Source organism: Ralstonia edaphi, assembly GCF_958350185.1.
Taxonomy (GTDB): Bacteria; Pseudomonadota; Gammaproteobacteria; order Burkholderiales; family Burkholderiaceae; genus Ralstonia; species Ralstonia edaphi.
This window is the reverse complement of sequence record NZ_CATWHI010000001.1, coordinates 936,495-951,564: the sequence shown is the minus strand read 5'-3', so window position 1 is coordinate 951,564 and position 15,070 is coordinate 936,495. Positions and strand designations below refer to the sequence as shown.

At 63.7% G+C, this 15,070-nt stretch carries 19 protein-coding genes; 5 read left to right on the top strand and 14 right to left on the bottom strand.

The window, feature by feature from the left end; translation table 11 throughout:
- Nucleotides 1-41 precede the first annotated feature (41 nt).
- Nucleotides 42-830 (top strand): hypothetical protein, encoded by a 789-nt coding sequence (locus R2669_RS04355; RefSeq protein ID WP_316898812.1) that lies wholly within the window; start codon nucleotides 42-44, stop codon nucleotides 828-830.
- 57 nt (nucleotides 831-887) lie between these two features.
- Here R2669_RS04355 and R2669_RS04350 read toward each other — a convergent pair whose 3' ends face one another.
- The gene (locus R2669_RS04350; RefSeq protein WP_316898811.1) at nucleotides 888-1,814 is read right to left on the bottom strand and encodes an MASE4 domain-containing protein; all 927 of its coding nucleotides are present in this window, start codon (nucleotides 1,812-1,814) and stop codon (nucleotides 888-890) included.
- 276 nt (nucleotides 1,815-2,090) lie between these two features.
- On the opposite strand from R2669_RS04350, the gene R2669_RS04345 reads away from it, so the two are divergent.
- Nucleotides 2,091-2,894, top strand: coding sequence for an enoyl-CoA hydratase (locus R2669_RS04345; protein WP_316898808.1), 804 nt, complete (start codon nucleotides 2,091-2,093; stop codon nucleotides 2,892-2,894).
- Nucleotides 2,895-2,928: 34 nt separating this feature from the next.
- On the opposite strand, the gene R2669_RS04340 is transcribed toward R2669_RS04345, so the two are convergent.
- The 3 genes from R2669_RS04340 to R2669_RS04330 form a co-directional block, all read right to left on the bottom strand.
- Nucleotides 2,929-3,483, bottom strand: a complete 555-nt coding sequence (locus tag R2669_RS04340; protein ID WP_316890250.1) for a thioredoxin family protein — start codon at nucleotides 3,481-3,483, stop codon at nucleotides 2,929-2,931.
- 95 nt (nucleotides 3,484-3,578) lie between these two features.
- Nucleotides 3,579-3,995, bottom strand: coding sequence for an organic hydroperoxide resistance protein (locus R2669_RS04335; protein ID WP_316898806.1), 417 nt, complete (start codon nucleotides 3,993-3,995; stop codon nucleotides 3,579-3,581).
- Nucleotides 3,996-4,202: 207 nt separating this feature from the next.
- Nucleotides 4,203-5,972: a cytochrome c biogenesis protein DipZ gene (locus R2669_RS04330; protein WP_316898804.1), complete on the bottom strand. Its 1,770-nt coding sequence runs from the start codon at nucleotides 5,970-5,972 to the stop codon at nucleotides 4,203-4,205.
- 208 nt (nucleotides 5,973-6,180) lie between these two features.
- Here R2669_RS04330 and R2669_RS04325 point away from each other — a divergent pair, with 208 nt between their 5' ends.
- Together R2669_RS04325 and R2669_RS04320 are read left to right on the top strand one after the other, a co-directional pair.
- Complete coding sequence (locus R2669_RS04325; RefSeq protein ID WP_027679497.1) at nucleotides 6,181-6,924, top strand: response regulator; 744 nt, start codon at nucleotides 6,181-6,183, stop codon at nucleotides 6,922-6,924.
- Entirely contained in the window at nucleotides 6,921-8,261 is a 1,341-nt protein-coding gene (locus R2669_RS04320) for a sensor histidine kinase (protein WP_316898802.1), read from the top strand. Before R2669_RS04325 ends, R2669_RS04320 begins: the two co-directional genes overlap by 4 nt.
- 90 nt (nucleotides 8,262-8,351) lie before the next feature.
- Here the strand turns inward: R2669_RS04320 and R2669_RS04315 are convergent, their stop codons facing one another.
- On the bottom strand, nucleotides 8,352-9,266 hold the full coding sequence (locus R2669_RS04315; RefSeq protein WP_316898801.1) for an alpha/beta fold hydrolase: 915 nt from the start codon (nucleotides 9,264-9,266) through the stop codon (nucleotides 8,352-8,354).
- 115 nt (nucleotides 9,267-9,381) lie between these two features.
- On the opposite strand from R2669_RS04315, the gene R2669_RS04310 reads away from it, so the two are divergent.
- Nucleotides 9,382-9,867 carry a winged helix-turn-helix transcriptional regulator gene (locus R2669_RS04310; RefSeq protein ID WP_186829212.1) on the top strand — a complete coding sequence of 162 codons (486 nt, stop codon included), beginning with the start codon at nucleotides 9,382-9,384 and terminating at the stop codon, nucleotides 9,865-9,867.
- 180 nt (nucleotides 9,868-10,047) lie between these two features.
- On the opposite strand, the gene R2669_RS04305 is transcribed toward R2669_RS04310, so the two are convergent.
- The 9 genes from R2669_RS04305 to R2669_RS04265 all read right to left on the bottom strand — a co-directional run bounded on the left by R2669_RS04305 (nucleotide 10,048) and on the right by R2669_RS04265 (nucleotide 15,069).
- On the bottom strand, nucleotides 10,048-11,130 hold the full coding sequence (locus R2669_RS04305; protein ID WP_316898799.1) for a tyrosine-type recombinase/integrase: 1,083 nt from the start codon (nucleotides 11,128-11,130) through the stop codon (nucleotides 10,048-10,050).
- Between the two features lie 3 nt (nucleotides 11,131-11,133).
- Nucleotides 11,134-11,331: an excisionase gene (locus R2669_RS04300; RefSeq protein WP_316890244.1), complete on the bottom strand. Its 198-nt coding sequence runs from the start codon at nucleotides 11,329-11,331 to the stop codon at nucleotides 11,134-11,136.
- Complete coding sequence (locus tag R2669_RS04295) at nucleotides 11,328-11,480, bottom strand: hypothetical protein (RefSeq protein ID WP_316898797.1); 153 nt, start codon at nucleotides 11,478-11,480, stop codon at nucleotides 11,328-11,330. Before R2669_RS04295 ends, R2669_RS04300 begins: the two co-directional genes overlap by 4 nt.
- A complete protein-coding gene (locus tag R2669_RS04290; protein WP_316898795.1) occupies nucleotides 11,477-11,761 on the bottom strand; it encodes a hypothetical protein in 285 nt (94 codons plus the stop codon). Before R2669_RS04290 ends, R2669_RS04295 begins: the two co-directional genes overlap by 4 nt.
- 243 nt (nucleotides 11,762-12,004) lie before the next feature.
- Nucleotides 12,005-12,526, bottom strand: a complete 522-nt coding sequence (locus tag R2669_RS04285) for a DNA N-6-adenine-methyltransferase (protein ID WP_316898793.1) — start codon at nucleotides 12,524-12,526, stop codon at nucleotides 12,005-12,007.
- A complete protein-coding gene (locus R2669_RS04280) occupies nucleotides 12,526-13,887 on the bottom strand; it encodes a hypothetical protein (protein WP_316898791.1) in 1,362 nt (453 codons plus the stop codon). Before R2669_RS04280 ends, R2669_RS04285 begins: the two co-directional genes overlap by 1 nt.
- Nucleotides 13,881-14,351, bottom strand: coding sequence for a DUF551 domain-containing protein (locus R2669_RS04275; protein ID WP_316898789.1), 471 nt, complete (start codon nucleotides 14,349-14,351; stop codon nucleotides 13,881-13,883). Before R2669_RS04275 ends, R2669_RS04280 begins: the two co-directional genes overlap by 7 nt.
- 1 nt (nucleotide 14,352) lies before the next feature.
- Nucleotides 14,353-14,649, bottom strand: coding sequence for a hypothetical protein (locus R2669_RS04270; protein ID WP_316898787.1), 297 nt, complete (start codon nucleotides 14,647-14,649; stop codon nucleotides 14,353-14,355).
- A 9-nt stretch (nucleotides 14,650-14,658) separates the two neighbouring features.
- Nucleotides 14,659-15,069, bottom strand: a complete 411-nt coding sequence (locus R2669_RS04265) for a hypothetical protein (protein WP_316898786.1) — start codon at nucleotides 15,067-15,069, stop codon at nucleotides 14,659-14,661.
- Nucleotide 15,070 lies beyond the last annotated feature (1 nt).

The window sequence follows — 15,070 nt, the reverse complement described above, 5'->3', positions numbered from 1 at the left end:
GCGGCGGCGCCGCACGGTCGTGCATGGCGCGGGCGCCTTCAATGCGAGTCCGGACTGAAGCCCCGCGCGACCGGCGCGGCTTGTATCTGAGCGCCGCTGCGGTGCTTGCGGCCGTCGTCGGCCTGTCGATTGGCGTAATGACGACGCGGTTGCCCGACTCAAAAAGCGCTGCAGCGGCTGAGCCGCGCGCATCAGCCGCCGCTGTCACATCGTCGGCGCCCAACCGTACGCCGATCACAACGTCGGCCGGAGTGGGCGACGCTCCTGCGCTCACCATCACCGAACAGCAGACGCTGGTTGTGGACACCGCGTTGCTGAACGTGTTCAACACGTTCCTGCTCAAGCCCGAACAGGATCGGGCCGGCCAGTTGAAAGCCTATTTAGAAAGTACGCTGCCGCCCCCCGCGCTGGCGGACGCCCTGCAGTTGGCTGAGCGCTATCAGGCGTACATGCAGGCACATGACGCGTTGCTGGCTGCCCAGCACCTGAGCAGCGACATGCAGCCCGCCACTGTGGATATCGAACGCATCGCCATCTGGCGCGAACAGCGTGACCGCCTGCGGCAGCGCCTGCTGGGCGATCGGGCGGTGCAGGCCTGGTACCAGAACGACGACGCGCAGCTCGATCAGGTGCTGCAGGAGTGGCGGCAGCGGGCGGCCGATGCGCAGGGCGTGAACTTGCAGGGTGAGCGGTATCCGGTGCCGCACTGGCGTGATCCTGAACAGGAAGCGAGGCACCAGGAGTACATGGTGGGGGTGTTGCGCGGGGTGGTGAGGCGCTATGCGATGCGGTGGGGCGGCCGAGAAGCAAAGGGGACGTTGCAGGAGTAAGTACCTCCGTTGGTCACTCACATTTGGCTTCTCGCCAGACCGGACCGGCAGGTGCAGTCAGCCTTCCCGATCCCCCATATTGCTCGCCGCCAGCCGCCTGAGCTCTGCCCGTGCCGCTGCCAACCGTGAGTGCAGCACCGTGTTCTCGATCAGCAACAGCAGCAGCACAAAGCTCGCGCCCAGCAGCCCGAACACGCGGCCGGCATAGAAGCCGAGGTCATATCGCCCGCCGTTGAATACGGCGCTGAGCGCCACGTCGCAGATCCACACGCACAGCACGACCATCAGCCAGATATCGAGCGTCAGGTGCGGGCGGCTGCGCCACAGCACGAGCAGCGCGACCACGCAAAAGCACCATGTGCTGCCTGCGACGATCCACATGGTGGGCGTGTAGCGGTTGGCGGCCATGATGGCGGGCAGCAGGTGCTCGCCGGCGGTGGCCAGCGCCACACAGGCGGCCGCTGCGCCCAGCACGGCCGCCACGGTGCCAAGCGCCGTTTGTCGCGTGAGCGTATGAACCGGGAAGCGGCCGGGCTCCTGCTCTTCGCGCTTCTTGAGCACGGCGTAAGCGATGACAAACAGCGGAAAGCCCGCGTGCCAGAACATGTAGATCCACGCAGTGCTCTGCGGCCCCGCGCCCAGCAGGCCGCCGGAAGCGAACAGCCCCGGAAACGACAGCAAGTGCCCCACCGCCGTGGCAGCCGTGAACAGGTAGCCGCTGGCGAGCGCCAGCATGGCGCGCGACCGCGTGATGGCGAACTGTCCGAAGAGCAGCGCGGCGGTAATCAGGTCATTGAGGATGAGGGCCGATTCGTAAAGCGGCACGAACGACGGAAGATGCGCCAGTTGCACCTTGGCGAACGGTACGGCCGACACCAGCACCACCAGCGACAGCAGCGCCACCGCCTGCGCCATCCAGTACGTCCGGCGTCCTGGAGAGAGGCTCAGCAACAAGCCTCGCTGCATGTCCAGCGTTTCCGACATCACGTTGGCCCCCTTTGCGGTGACGGTGTCACTCGTTCGCTTGTGGTGTGACTTGCTGTGCGACTGTGCGGCGATTGCGTTGCCCGGGCAACCCTCGCTATAGACGCGTGATAGTCAGCCGGCCACCCAATGTCAACGCGGCGAAAGGGGTAGAACTTTCAGGCCGGGTGCCGGTGGCGGCCAGCAGGGTGTTACGGGGAACGCCCGAGTGCGGCCCGCGCTCCGCAGCGATAGACTGGTGCCCACCTCACGGCACCACCCTGCAAAGGAGTGCGCATGCAACCTCATCCCACCACCCATACCGCCACCGACGAGCCCATCCTGCGCGATGACCGCGACGGCGTCGTCACGCTGCGGCTGAATCGGCCGCTGCAGTTCAATGCGTTGTCTGAAGCCATGCTGGATGCGCTGCAGCGCGTGCTGGACGACATTGCGCAAGACGCGACGGTGCGCTGCGTGGTGCTCGGCGCCGAAGGCAGGGCGTTCTGTGCCGGGCATGATCTGCGTGAAATGCGCGGCACGCCGGAGCTTGCGTATTACCAGGCGCTGTTTGCGCGCTGCAGCGTGGTGATGCAGGCGATCCAGGCGCTGCCGGTGCCGGTCATTGCGCGCGTGCATGGCGTGGCGACTGCGGCAGGTTGCCAGTTGGTCGGCAGTTGCGATCTGGCCATCGCTTCGGACGCGGCGCGCTTTGCGGTGTCGGGCATCAACGTCGGCCTGTTCTGTTCGACGCCCGCGGTGGCGTTGTCGCGCAACGTGCTTGCCAAGCGGGCGTTCGACATGCTCGTGACGGGCCGCTTTATCGATGCCGCCACGGCGGCTGACTGGGGGCTCATCAACGAGGCCGTGCCGGCGGCGGAGCTGGATGACGCGGTGGCCCGCAAGGTGGCGGACATCGTGTCGAAAAGCCCCACCGCCATCCGCTACGGCAAGGCGATGTTCTACCGGCAACGCCAGATGCCGCTTGCCGATGCCTATGCGTACGCAGGCGACGTCATGGCCCGCAACATGATGGAAGAAGACGCCGGTGAGGGCATCGACGCCTTCCTGGAAAAACGTCCCGCCCGCTGGCGCTCGTAAGCACTGCTGGGGCGGGTTGTTTCACACCGCGCCATCACGCGGGCTTCTGCGGCTTTTGATTGGCCAGCAGCTTCTGGATGGCCGCTTCCGTCTCGGCGTAGCGGCCTTCACCAAAGTGCTGGTAGACGATGCGCCCGTCGGCATCGATCAGGTACAGCGCGGGCCAGAACTGGTTGTGGAAGGCCGACCACGTTGCGTAGCTGTTGTCCTGCGCGACCGGATAGCGCACGTCCAGGCGCTTGAGCGCTTCCTGCACGTTGGTGGTCGATTTTTCGAACGCGTATTCCGGCGTGTGCACGCCCACCACGACCAGGCCCTGATCCTTGTATTTGTCGTACCACTGCTTCACGTGCGGCAGCGTGTTGAGGCAGTTGATGCAGGAGTACGTCCAGAAATCCACCAGCACGACCTTGCCGCGCAGGTCTTTCATGGACAGCGGCGGCGAGTTCAGCCACTGGTTGATGCCCGTGAATTCTGGCGCGGCGGCGCCGGTGGCTGCGGTCTGGCTGAAGGCGGGCGCGCCCGTCCCGACAAAGTAGACGGCGCCGATGGCCAGTGCCGCGAGGGCGGCGCGGAACGTTGTGCGCATGATGTGGACTCCGTGAAAGGTTGAGAGCGAAGGCCCGCCGGCTGCAGGTAGCCTGCGGCGGGCGGCGGGCCGTGGGGTGCGTCAGGTGTGGTGCGTCAGACCAGGTTCAGCTCGACGTGGATGTTGCCGCGCGTGGCCTTCGAATACGGGCAGAGCTGGTGGGCCGCTTTCACCACGGCTTGCGCCACGTCGCGGTCCAGGCCGGGCAGGCTCACGTTCAGCCGCGCCTGCAGGAAGAACGCGTCGTCGGTGGTGCCCAGGTCGACTTCGGTGTTCAAGGCCAGATCGGCCGGCAGCTTGATCTTCATCTGGCTGGCCGCGCGGCCCATCGCACCGATAAAGCAGGCCGACCAGCCTGCGGCAAACAGTTGCTCGGGGTTCGTGCCGCGGCCGCTGCTGCCCGGGGGCGAGAGCTTCAGGTTCAGGCGGTCGTCGTCGCTGTGCGCCTGGCCGTCGCGGCCGCCGGTGACGTTGACCTTGGCGGTGTACAGAACGTTTTCGATGCGGGTCATGGTGATCTCCTTTTTGATGAAGGGGAAAGGCTTGAGGGTTGGATTTGCGTCCCGGCGTCAGCGGCTGGGTGTTCGCTGGTTGCCGGGGCCACGAGACGTATTAGAGAAGGCCGACGTATCCCTGAAGTAGCGCGGAAGGGCCGTTTTGTCTGGGTACGTATCTGTGTCGCGGCTGGATACAAACGCGTACAAAAGGAAAGGGCGGCCTCATCCGAAGGTGAAGGCGTAGGCATGCGCCCCGGCATCGAGAAAACGGATCTCGAAGGTGTGCTCGCCCACCGTGCCGGCCTGGCGGACGAGCTGGTAGAGGCGCGTTTGCGTGACGGCGCCGTTGCCGTTGGCATCGGTATCGGCGCCGTGGCTCTCGCCGGGGGCCTTGCCGTCGATCGTGACGGTGAAGCGCACGGCACGGCCGTCGGCGGCGGGGCCGAGCACGAGGTGCAGGTCACGCGCGTGGAAGCGGTAGACGATGCTGCCGCCAGCGCGGTCGAGCGTGGCCTGCTCGGCATCGATGGTCCATTGGCCGGACAAGCCCCAATCGTTGAGGCCGAGCTTGCCGACGCTGTATGCGTGCGATGTGCCGACCTGCGCACCGCCGGGCGATGCGAAGCCGGTGGCTTGCGCATAACCGACGTACGTTTCCGGCGAGCGGATGTTGTTCAGGTCCGGTGCCGCTTGCGCCCCGGGGGCATCGGGCACGACAACGCCACCCGCCACCTGCTGGTTGCCTGCCTCCGCCAGCAAGGCCTGGATGACGCGTTCAGAGGTGGCGTAGTCGCCCTCGCCAAACTGGTGGTGCCGGATGTTGCCTTGCGCATCGACAAAGTACGCGGCGGGCCAGTAGCTGTTGTGGAAGGCGTTCCAGATGCGGTAGTTGCTGTCGATGGCGACCGGAAAATTGACGCGGAAGCCGCTGACGGCGCGGGCGACGTTCTCGGGCGACTTCTCGAAGGCGAATTCCGGCGTATGCACGCCCACCACGGTCAGGCCCTGGTCCTTGTACTTGTCGGCCCACGCGCGCAGGTACGGCAGCGTGCGGATGCAGTTGATGCACGAGTACGTCCAGAAATAGACCAGCGTGACCTTGCCGCGCAGTTGGTCGCCCGTGAGCGGCGGAGAGTTGAGCCACTGCACCGCGCCGTCGAACGAGGCCAGGCGGCCCTCCACGGGCAAACCGCTGGGTTTTGCCACGGGTGCGGCGTGGGCTTCGGACACCACGTTGAGGCTGCCTTGCGGCGCCGGCCGGTTCACGCCCAGCCCGTTGACCAGCGCTTGCTCAAGCTGCGTGGTGCCGCCGGAAGACAGGCGCGCCAACAAGCCGGTATCGGCCCCGAGGCCGATGAGCGCCACGCCGCCCAGCACGCTTGCGCCCATGATGCGACGCGCCCACTCGCCCAGGCCCATGGAGCGCTTCATGGCGGTGAACACGCGGCCGCCCAGCCCCAGCGCTGCCGCCAATGACGTAGCCGCACCCGCCGCGTAGGCGGCCAGCGCCAGCGCGCTGGACACGCTCGCGCCGTTGAGCGCCACGCCGGTCAGCACCAAACCGAGGATCGGACCCGCGCACGGCGCCCACAGCATCCCCGTGGCGACGCCCAGCAGCAGCGAGCCCGCCACCGAAGGGTCTGCCGAGGCATCGCCCGTTGATGCCTGCCCCGCCAGCCGGTTGCCCAGCGCCACCGCCGGCCGGGCCATCAGATCGGCCAGCCGTGGCCACAGCAGCGACAGCCCGAACACGGCCAGCAGCGCGAGTGCGGCAAACCGGCCGACTTCATTGGCCCGCACCGCCCACGCGCCGCCGGCCGACAGCAGCGTCGCAAAGCCGGCAAAGGTGAGCGCCATGCCGGCGAGCATCGGCAGCTTGCCGCGCACAAACGGCTGGTTGGTACGGCTCAGCACGAACGGCAGAACGGGCAGGATGCACGGGCTCAGGATGGTCAGCGCGCCGCCCAGGTAGGCGAGTATCAGCAGGCTCATGGTGGACATTCCTCCGCAAGGGATCGGGATGGCCTCCATCAGACGCCGCGCGCGTAGCTGGCATGTATCGCCGCAGGGGCGACTTTGTATCGAACTGTACAAACGCATCCGCCAGATGCATTGCGATACAACACGGGCTCGCTGCGTCACTCGGAGAGGCGCAAAATGGCGCCTTCCTTCCACCTTCCATCGTGCCGAGGTCACTCCCATGGACGCCCACGTCGACCACATCCTGATCGTCGATGATGACCGCGAGATCCGCGAACTCGTTTCGACCTATCTCACCAAGAACGGCCTGCGTGTGACCGCCTCGCCCGATGGGCGCCACATGCGTGCGTTCCTGGAGGCCAACACCGTCGACCTGATCGTGCTCGACCTGATGCTGCCCGGCGACGACGGCCTGGTGCTGTGCCGCGAACTGCGCGCCGGCAAGCACAAGGCGACGCCCGTGCTGATGCTGACCGCGCGCGACGACGAGACCGACCGCATCATCGGCCTGGAAATGGGCGCCGACGATTACCTGGCCAAGCCGTTTGCCGCGCGCGAACTGCTTGCCCGCATCAAGGCCGTGCTGCGCCGCACGCGCATGCTGCCGCCCAACCTGCAGATTTCCGAAGCGGGCCAGATGCTGGCCTTTGGTGATTGGCAGCTCGACACCACCGCGCGCCACCTGATCGATGCCGAAGGCACCATCGTTGCGCTGAGCGGCGCGGAATACCGGCTGCTGCGCGTGTTTGTCGACCACCCGATGCGCGTGTTCAACCGCGACCAACTGCTCAACCTCACGCAGGGGCGCGAGGCCGAGATGTTCGAGCGATCCGTCGACCTGCTCGTCAGCCGCCTGCGCCAGCGCCTGAATGACGATGCGCGCGATCCGGCGTACATCAAGACCGTGCGCAGCGAAGGCTACGTCTTTGCCAAGCCGGTGGAGATCAAGGAGGCACGCCAATGACCGCAACCCTGAGCATGCGCGCCCGGGCATGGCCACGGACGCTGGGCTCGCGCCTCTTTGTGATCCTGCTGGCGGGTTTGGTGGTGGCGTATGCGCTGTCGTTTGCCGTGCTGTTTTCCGAGCGCTACATGAGCGCGCGCGAGGTGATGCTCGGCACGCTGGAAACGGATGTGTCCACGGCCATCGCCATCCTCGACCGCCTGCCTGCCGACGAGCGCCCGCAGTGGCTGCCGCGTCTGAACCGCGGCAACTATCAGTACATCCTCGGCCCGGGTTTGCCCGGCGTGCCGGAGATGACGCAGCGCGGCAAGGACATCGCCGCGCGCATCAGCGAGGCCAGCGGCGGCCGCTTTCCCGTGACGGTGGAGTCGATTCCCGGCGACGGCAAGCAGCTGCAGGCACACCTGACGCTCAGCGACGGCAGCACGCTCACCATTGACGTGCATCCGCGCATGACGCCCATCGCGCAGTGGCTGCCGTATGTGCTGGTGGTGCAATTGCTGTTGCTGATCGTGTGCTGCTGGTTTGCGGTGCGGCTGTCGATCCGGCCGCTGGTGGCATTGGCCGATGCCGCCGATGCACTCAACCCCAACGCGCAGACGCCGCCCCTGGACGAGAACGGCCCGACCGAACTGGCGCGCGCGGCGCACGCGTTCAACGCCATGCGCCAGCGCATTGCCCGCTTTGTCGAAGAGCGCGTGCAGATTCTGGCCGCCATTTCGCATGACTTGCAGACGCCCATCACACGCATGAAGCTGCGCGCCGAATTGGCCGAAGACTCCGAAGAGAAGCGCAAGCTGCTGAGCGATCTGGCCGAGATTGAAACGCTCGTGCGCGAGGGGCTGGCCTATGCGCGCAGCGCGCATGGCGATGGTGAAAAGCCCTCACGCATCGATGTCGGATCGTTTGTCGAAAGCCTGGTGTACGACTATCAGGACACCGGCAAGCCCGTCACGCTGGAGCAGCATGCCACCGGCGCGATCGTCACGCGCCCGCATGCATTGCGCCGCGTGTTGACCAACCTGACCGACAACGCCATCAAGTTTGGCGGCGCGGCGGAATTGGATGTGCGCCGCGACGGCGACGCCGTGGTGATCGAGGTGCGCGACCGCGGGCCGGGCATTCCCGAAGACAAGCTCGAGGCGGTGTTGCAGCCGTTTGTGCGGCTGGAGAATTCGCGCAGCCGCGAAACGGGTGGCACGGGGTTGGGTCTGGCAATTGCGCAGCAGCTGGCGGAGGCTGCGGGCGGCGGGCTCACGTTGCGCAATCGCGAAGGCGGTGGTCTGGTGGCGGAAGTCAGGCTTGGTCAGGCGGTGGTGCCAGGTCAACGCGACTGAGCGCAGCCGGCGCTCAGGTGCCGGCGACGCGGTTGGGCCCGCTGCGTTTTGTGCATATGTGCGGGGTGGAAGTCGGCGGACGCTACGTCCTCACGTTTGCGCAAGAAACGTCGCGATACGATTGGCAATCGCATCGGGCGCATCTTCCAAGCTGTAATGCCCAACGCCGGGCAACCGATGCACCGGCCCACCCGGAAATAGCGCGCTGAACAGCGGCAGGAAATGCTCCGCATGCAGTGTGCGATCTGCCATGCCCCAGATCGCCATGGCGGGTTTGGCGGCGATGGCACGGCGCGCTGCGGCGTCCGGCATTTCAAAGCGATGGGCGCCGGTCGCAACGCCTTTGGCCCAGCCGATGGCGCCAGCGCAGTCAGCCGGCGTTGCAAAGCGCGCGCCGTACGCCCGCAACCACGCATCGTTGATGAGCCGGTGGTCCTCAAAGCCGTTGAGCTTCAAGGTGCTGAGGATGTTGAAGCCGAGCTCACCGAGCACCACTTCAAGACGCCCCTCCGATTCGGCCCGCACGATCCACTGAAACCACGGCGACACCGCTGCATTGGCGGCCAGGCGTTCACCCAGCGTCGCCTGGCCGAACGGCGTCGGCCCATTGACGCTGACGATGCGCCGAATGCGATCCGGATGCCGTGACGCGAGCCCCATCCCAACGGCCCCGCCAAAGTCATGCATGACGAGCGTGATGCCGCGCAGGTCCAGCGCGAGCACGAAGCGCTCAAGGTTGTCGATGTGGTCTTGCAGCCAGTAGCTGCGTGATGGCGGTGTTTCGCTCCTGCCGAAGCCCATGTGGTCGGGCACCACCACGCGGTGGGTGCCGCGCAGCGCCGCGATCAGGTGCCGGAAGAGGAAGCCCCATGTGGGCTCGCCGTGCAGGCACAGCACGACTTCGCCATCGGCGGGGCCCTCGTCCACGAAATGCATCGCGAAGCCCGGTGCATCGGTAAAGCGGGGGGTATAGGGGTACATCCCGTCAAACGTATCAACGCGCATGTCGTGCTTCCTCCTTGCTTCAAGTAGTTTCAACATGAAACCGTTGCGTTATAGCAGTCGAGGTTTTATATTGCAACCACGTTGAATATGAGGGCGCACAGCAAGCGCGATACAGATGGTCAAACGTACGAGCCACGCGGACTCTCTTTGCGGTGTCGCCAGGCCGCTGGACGCCATTGGCGACTGGTGGTCGCTGCTGATCGTTCGGGATGCGTTCGATGGCCTGCGCCGCTTTGGCGAGTTTCAGCGCAGCCTGGGGCTGTCGAAGAACATCCTGGCGGTGCGCCTGCGCAACCTGGTCGCGCACGACATTCTCGAAACGGTGCCGGCGTCTGACGGCAGCGCGTATCAGGATTACGTGCTGACCGAGAAAGGGCGCGCGCTGTTTCCATTGCTCGTGGCGCTGCGGCAGTGGGGTGAAGCGTTCTGCTTTGCGCCGGACGAAGCGCACGTTGTCCTCGTCGACAAGGCAACGGGGAAGCCGGTGCCCCGCCTTGAGCTCCGCGCGCAGGACGGGCGCGCGTTGGCACCGGAGGATACGGCGGTCGTCCACCCCGTGGCCGTCAAGCAGACGAAGCGCCAGCGGGCGAAGGCGGGCTGAGCGCTAGCGCTCAGACGCGAGCCGCCATCTCATTCGGCACGCAGCCGTTCGAGCAGGCGTCGCGCATCGGACGGCGCTTCGACCTTTTTGTCGTTATCGAAGTAGTAGAGAGCATTGACCTGAAACCCGCATGGCTCTGCGGAGTGTTCATCAACTGTTCAAAATTTGTTCAAAACCGGATCAGCAGGAAACGCGCACTTTCATCGGCTCTGCGCCTCTGCTGTTCGCATAGATCGCCGCGGTGGCGTCGCTCAAATGTCCGAGGAGAGCCTTGGTATCGACGCCGCCCTGGGCGTCATACAATCGCTTGGACAGACTGCGAATTTCGTGAAAAGTGGGGGCATCGTCCCCGGTGATGCCGGCCAGCTCACGGGCCTTCTGGAATCCGTTGGTCAGGCTCCCAATGCGGATCTTCGAGCCTCGCTTTGCTGGGCCCCATGATTTCGTCTGGTGCAGCAGATAGCGGCTGACGACGCCAGTTCCCTTGCAGCGCGCCAGCACGTCTTCCACGCTCATGCCGATGGCGTCCATGCGCAGTGACAGCGGGATGGCGATCTGGACATCGGTCTTTGAACGGGAGGCGATAATTACGTCACCCTTGATCGCTGAGCGCTCCCATCTCGCGATGGTAGAGCGGTCTTGTCCGGTCACCAGGGCGAGCAGCATCGCGTTTTCCAGATAGTCCAGAACTTCCGGGGCCTTGGCGAGAATCGCCTGGAAGGTCTCCAGAGTCAGTCGACGCCGGCGTACCTTCACACGGATTTTTTCGGTCACCTCTACAGGATTGGACTGCATCCAGCCGAGAGCCACGCCTTTAAGACACACCTGCATGAGCCGCGAGCGCACTGTCTGCGCCATGCGCTGGACGCCGCGCGCCTTCATCTCATCGAGCATTGACGCGACGTCCTTGGCTGTTAATTCGTCGCAAAGAATGTGGCCAAGCTCGTCTGTAATGATCTTCTGGGCTGACTTGATCGTGTAGAGAGACGACTGCTTGTAACCATCGAGCGGCATCCGGGCAACAAGGTCGGCGATGGTCTCCGACGACGAACTGACGCGATCCGACAGAGACTTGCGCACAAGGCCCTTCTCGGCCACTAAGTTCGCCTCGATCGCCTCGTGGATGGCCTGTGCTGTGGGCACCCTGCCGATAACATGCGTCCTGCCGTCGCGCGGGTCACGCCAGGTGAAGTACCCGGGCCTCGGCTCGTGCAGGTTCGGCGGGAAGTGCGCGCGTTTGCGAATGCGTGGTCGGGCCGCCATGGTCTATCGCGGAATTCGTTGAGCGAGAGAGGGCCGCGTGATGGCGCCTTGGAATTTGGCATCCTGGTCTACATAGTAGGCCCTGCCGACCTTCACCGGTGGCGGATAAATCTTGCCGTCTCGGATCCAAAGCCGTGCCGTGCGGATCGCCGGTGGCGGGTCAAACTGGCTCTTCAGCCATTCGTCCAAGCGCTTTTTCATTTCGCTGCTCCAATACCCCAATGCTTCCGCGTCGTGTCGATGACGCGCTGTGCTTCGTCTTTCATCCAATTATTCCTGCCGAGCGCCGCAGGTATAAAAGCCTTCGCGCTCGTCTCCAATATCCTGCTCAGGGCTGATTGTTGGGTCATGCCCGGTATTCCTCAGGGATGATCGGGTAATCCTCTTCGTTGCCAACCAACTCAATCGTTACGGGGCCATGCCGCATGTCTCCGGTCATCTTCCCTTGGAGTTCTCGGCGCTCTGGGCCGCTTAGGTTGTGCCACTTGGCAATGTGATAGCTGCCAACAAGTAGGCCGCGCGGCTGATCGCGTTCCATAACGCCTACTGCTATACCTCGCGCTTCGCACCAATACTCGGCTTCGCGGCACGCCTCAAAATTGCCGCCTAGCGTGTCAAATACGATCTTCATCACCCCTCCCCACCAGTGTCCTTGGTTGTTGGCGCGCGGCGGTTCCAGCGCTTAACGGCCAATGCTTTGTAAGCATCTGAACCGCGCTCATCTGAAACATTCGCTCCATCCCTTACTTCTGGTTGCGCGGCACATTTGCGGTTTGTGCAAATCACCGCGCCCCATGCGTTTCCATCTAAGTCGGGTCGCGTAGGAATAACCTTGGGTAACTTTCCGCAGAAGGGGCAACGCAACGGCTTAATATCACTCATCCCGCCCTCCCGCATCTGCCAGTGCTGCCGCTGCGCGGACAACGAAACCAAGGCCCGATTTTTCCAGTGCTTTCACGTTCGGCTCTCCGTAAGCAACAAGGCAGATCGGCGCTCCGGAATTGAAGGGTGCCCGGCTGCCGTCGACGTAGTGGAAATGGGGACGCCCCTTCATAAACAACACCGCATCCGCTACGCCCCATACGCACTCATAGAACATCGCTGTTTCGGTGCGCGCCGGAATGAGGGCGATACCGTTCCCGTGTTCTGCCAGCTTGCGCAGCCATTTGACAGCCTCACGCCCAAACGGCGGATTGCACCAGACGCGGCCATTCCACATGCACGACAAGCCATCGTCCTGCACCGTGAAGTGACGCGCCGCTGTGCTCCAGGGGCGTCGCTCCAGAATTGGCGCGCAGGGGTCAAGATCAAATCTCCCGAGTCGCTCCATGATCTCTGGAGGAGTAAGCCACTCGTCGTTTTTCATGCGCGGCGATTGGTGAGCAGACAACCCCATCACACCCCTCCCTGCGCTGCCGGTGTGGGCGCGGCGGCGATTGCGGCGTCCGTGATCGCGTCAAACTCTTCCGGCGTTACTTCGGTGCGGCCCGATCCATCGTCATTGCGAACCGCTTTTGTGGTGGCCCTGATAAAGCGATACCGCGCCGCGTCTCGCGCATCCTCCGCCACGCCCGCCCGCTGGCCGGACTGGGCGGCGCGAGTTGCACGTGCCCGCCATCCGGCCGAATAGAAACGCCAGTCGTGCGAGCCGATCGGACCTCGCTCGTAGTTAAATTCCGGCGAGTTATATGCGCTTTCAGCGGCCTCGCGCTCATCCCCCATCGGCTCGGCCTGCTTTTTCCCACCACAGTTAGGGCAATCGGTGATGCATTTGACGGGGCCGTTCTCATACTCGACTCCACCGGAACCGGTGATCTCTCCGTCGTCAATGAACCCAGACCCGTTGCACGTCTTGCACGCCGCCTCGGCCACAGTCGCGGCGCTGGCGCGGGTGAGTAGCGCACGGCAGAAGTTGAAGAAGTCCTCTTCGATCTCGTACCGCAGAATGTTGTAGTGCCGCCCCTCAGACTCGAACAGACAGTAATTGACCGCGAGTTTTCGGATTTCCTCATCGCTCAACGCCTGCGCCGCTTCTGGTGCGGGGACGTGCTGCGGCAATGGCGAGTGCTTTGGCTTCGCTGCCTGCTTGGCCCGAATCTGATCGACCTTCGTCCAGATGCGCGCAAGTTCTGTCTCACCTGCGGCATGCATGTCCTCGCCCTGCGCGAGACATAGTGCTGCCAGTGTCACCATGACGCCGCCGATTTCCTGATGCTTTTCACCCACGGGACGCCCGTAGACGTAATCGACAAGCTGGTGTGCCTCGCTGGCCGTCGCGCCACATGCCTGCACCAGCTCTAACGCCTCTTCAAGGAAGCGGTGATTGCGCTCCTGCTTGTCAGCAGAGATTTCCGCACCGAAACACGCCATCATCCACGGCTGAACACGTGCCTGGAATGGCTGCGCATCAGCCTGCGCGCGCAGGGAGCAGGGCTGTTCGCCAAAAACGAACTTGAGCATTTCTTCTGCCTGCACCGTCGAAAGCAAGTTCGTCCCTGTAGGCCAACTTCCGTTTTTCATGGCCCGCTCACGGTCAAACGTGACGAAACAATCTGGGTTGAAATCGTCGGGCAGACGCCACCCCATCAGGCGCTCAGCCGCAGCTTTGACGTTCAGCCTCCATTCTGAAAAGGGGATCGCCGCATCACCTTTTTTCTGTAGTACCCCCTCAATAGCTCTGGCAAAAGCAATTCCCTGCTTGTAGTCGCAGTTCATCGTCTTCGACATCAAATCGTGGATTGTCTCTTCGCTCAGCATGTCTTCTTCTCCAGTTCGCGGGCGGCATCTGGTGCTGCGGGTAGGGGCATCCAGTGCGTTGGCTGATTGGCGGCATATTGGGATGCGAGATCACCGAAAGTGCGTCCACCGCTGAACTGCTGAAAGTTCACGTCCACAAAGCCTGCGTCGCCGCCCATGAAATCGATGCCGTCATCAACTGCATCCATCCAGAAGCCGGGAACGCTGATCGCGTCACAGTCTTCAATTGCTGGGCGACCGAGCATGATCATGGTTCCGTCACGCGGCGCCGTCTCAATCGGCTGCCATTGCGGAGCCAAGTGCTGGTAGCAGGCGAGCCATGCCTTTTCAGCCATTTCGCTGAAACTGTCGATCAATTCCGGATCGGAACTAGCTGGTCCGCGAAGAACCACAATGTCGTGAAACGGATGCCCCTGTTCCTTGGCCCATTTTTGGTATGCCTTGCGCATCTGCTTCTCGTCCATGTCATTGCTCCCGTGCGCGCAGCAGTTCAGCGGCTTTATTGAGCGCGTCGCCGAAATGCGACGTGGTTTGCCACGATGACCACCATGTTTCGTTCAAGCCGGAAACCAAGTCCCGCAGAGCAGGCCAAGCTTTCTCGCTTTCCTTCCTTCCGCGCTCAAGCCCTACCTTGTAGCTGGCATCTTGGAAGGTGATGAGCATGTCATTTATCCTATCAGTCACATCGATATGGAGTCGCTCAAGCTTCCCCATATCAGCAAGCGGAGGAAATTGATTCGGCCCACCGTTGTTCTTGTCCATGTCTTCCCCTCAGAACCAAGCCGCCTCTGCGCGGCGCGGCTTCCAGTCTCGTTGCCTTTTTTGATGCCGGCGCTCGGCTTCACGACGTGCTTCGCGTTCCACGTCCACAATCGTGATGTCGGCGAGCAAGTGCATGTAGTCGTCGCGCTTGGCGTCGACGCCTGGGCCGTAGATGTAGGTCGGCATCAGCTTCGTGCCGTGCAGTTCCCACGGTCCAACATGCGCGTGGCCCTCTGCGCGGATTGATGGCATGTGCGCGCGCACGGTGTGATCGGAGACGTTTGCCGCTACCACTAGGTCGCGCTGCGTCAGGCCTTTGGATCCAGCCGCGCGCAATGCGGTGATGATTGCGTTGCGCGCAGCCTCGCGCTTCTTCTCATTGGCGGCTTTCATGCCGGCTGCGTTGAAGTTCTTGGCCATG

What these genes read in the sequence shown, in the direction of transcription:
- R2669_RS04355 (WP_316898812.1), top strand. Translation starts at nt 42, where the DNA reads ATGCGAGTCCGGACTGAAGCCCCGCGCGACCGGCGCGGCTTGTATCTG.
- R2669_RS04350 (WP_316898811.1), bottom strand. Translation starts at nt 1,814, where the DNA reads ATGTCGGAAACGCTGGACATGCAGCGAGGCTTGTTGCTGAGCCTCTCT.
- R2669_RS04345 (WP_316898808.1), top strand. Translation starts at nt 2,091, where the DNA reads ATGCAACCTCATCCCACCACCCATACCGCCACCGACGAGCCCATCCTG.
- R2669_RS04340 (WP_316890250.1), bottom strand. Translation starts at nt 3,483, where the DNA reads ATGCGCACAACGTTCCGCGCCGCCCTCGCGGCACTGGCCATCGGCGCC.
- R2669_RS04335 (WP_316898806.1), bottom strand. Translation starts at nt 3,995, where the DNA reads ATGACCCGCATCGAAAACGTTCTGTACACCGCCAAGGTCAACGTCACC.
- R2669_RS04330 (WP_316898804.1), bottom strand. Translation starts at nt 5,972, where the DNA reads ATGAGCCTGCTGATACTCGCCTACCTGGGCGGCGCGCTGACCATCCTG.
- R2669_RS04325 (WP_027679497.1), top strand. Translation starts at nt 6,181, where the DNA reads ATGGACGCCCACGTCGACCACATCCTGATCGTCGATGATGACCGCGAG.
- R2669_RS04320 (WP_316898802.1), top strand. Translation starts at nt 6,921, where the DNA reads ATGACCGCAACCCTGAGCATGCGCGCCCGGGCATGGCCACGGACGCTG.
- R2669_RS04315 (WP_316898801.1), bottom strand. Translation starts at nt 9,266, where the DNA reads ATGCGCGTTGATACGTTTGACGGGATGTACCCCTATACCCCCCGCTTT.
- R2669_RS04310 (WP_186829212.1), top strand. Translation starts at nt 9,382, where the DNA reads ATGGTCAAACGTACGAGCCACGCGGACTCTCTTTGCGGTGTCGCCAGG.
- R2669_RS04305 (WP_316898799.1), bottom strand. Translation starts at nt 11,130, where the DNA reads ATGGCGGCCCGACCACGCATTCGCAAACGCGCGCACTTCCCGCCGAAC.
- R2669_RS04300 (WP_316890244.1), bottom strand. Translation starts at nt 11,331, where the DNA reads ATGAAAAAGCGCTTGGACGAATGGCTGAAGAGCCAGTTTGACCCGCCA.
- R2669_RS04295 (WP_316898797.1), bottom strand. Translation starts at nt 11,480, where the DNA reads ATGACCCAACAATCAGCCCTGAGCAGGATATTGGAGACGAGCGCGAAG.
- R2669_RS04290 (WP_316898795.1), bottom strand. Translation starts at nt 11,761, where the DNA reads ATGAAGATCGTATTTGACACGCTAGGCGGCAATTTTGAGGCGTGCCGC.
- R2669_RS04285 (WP_316898793.1), bottom strand. Translation starts at nt 12,526, where the DNA reads ATGGGGTTGTCTGCTCACCAATCGCCGCGCATGAAAAACGACGAGTGG.
- R2669_RS04280 (WP_316898791.1), bottom strand. Translation starts at nt 13,887, where the DNA reads ATGCTGAGCGAAGAGACAATCCACGATTTGATGTCGAAGACGATGAAC.
- R2669_RS04275 (WP_316898789.1), bottom strand. Translation starts at nt 14,351, where the DNA reads ATGGACGAGAAGCAGATGCGCAAGGCATACCAAAAATGGGCCAAGGAA.
- R2669_RS04270 (WP_316898787.1), bottom strand. Translation starts at nt 14,649, where the DNA reads ATGGACAAGAACAACGGTGGGCCGAATCAATTTCCTCCGCTTGCTGAT.
- R2669_RS04265 (WP_316898786.1), bottom strand. Translation starts at nt 15,069, where the DNA reads ATGGCCAAGAACTTCAACGCAGCCGGCATGAAAGCCGCCAATGAGAAG.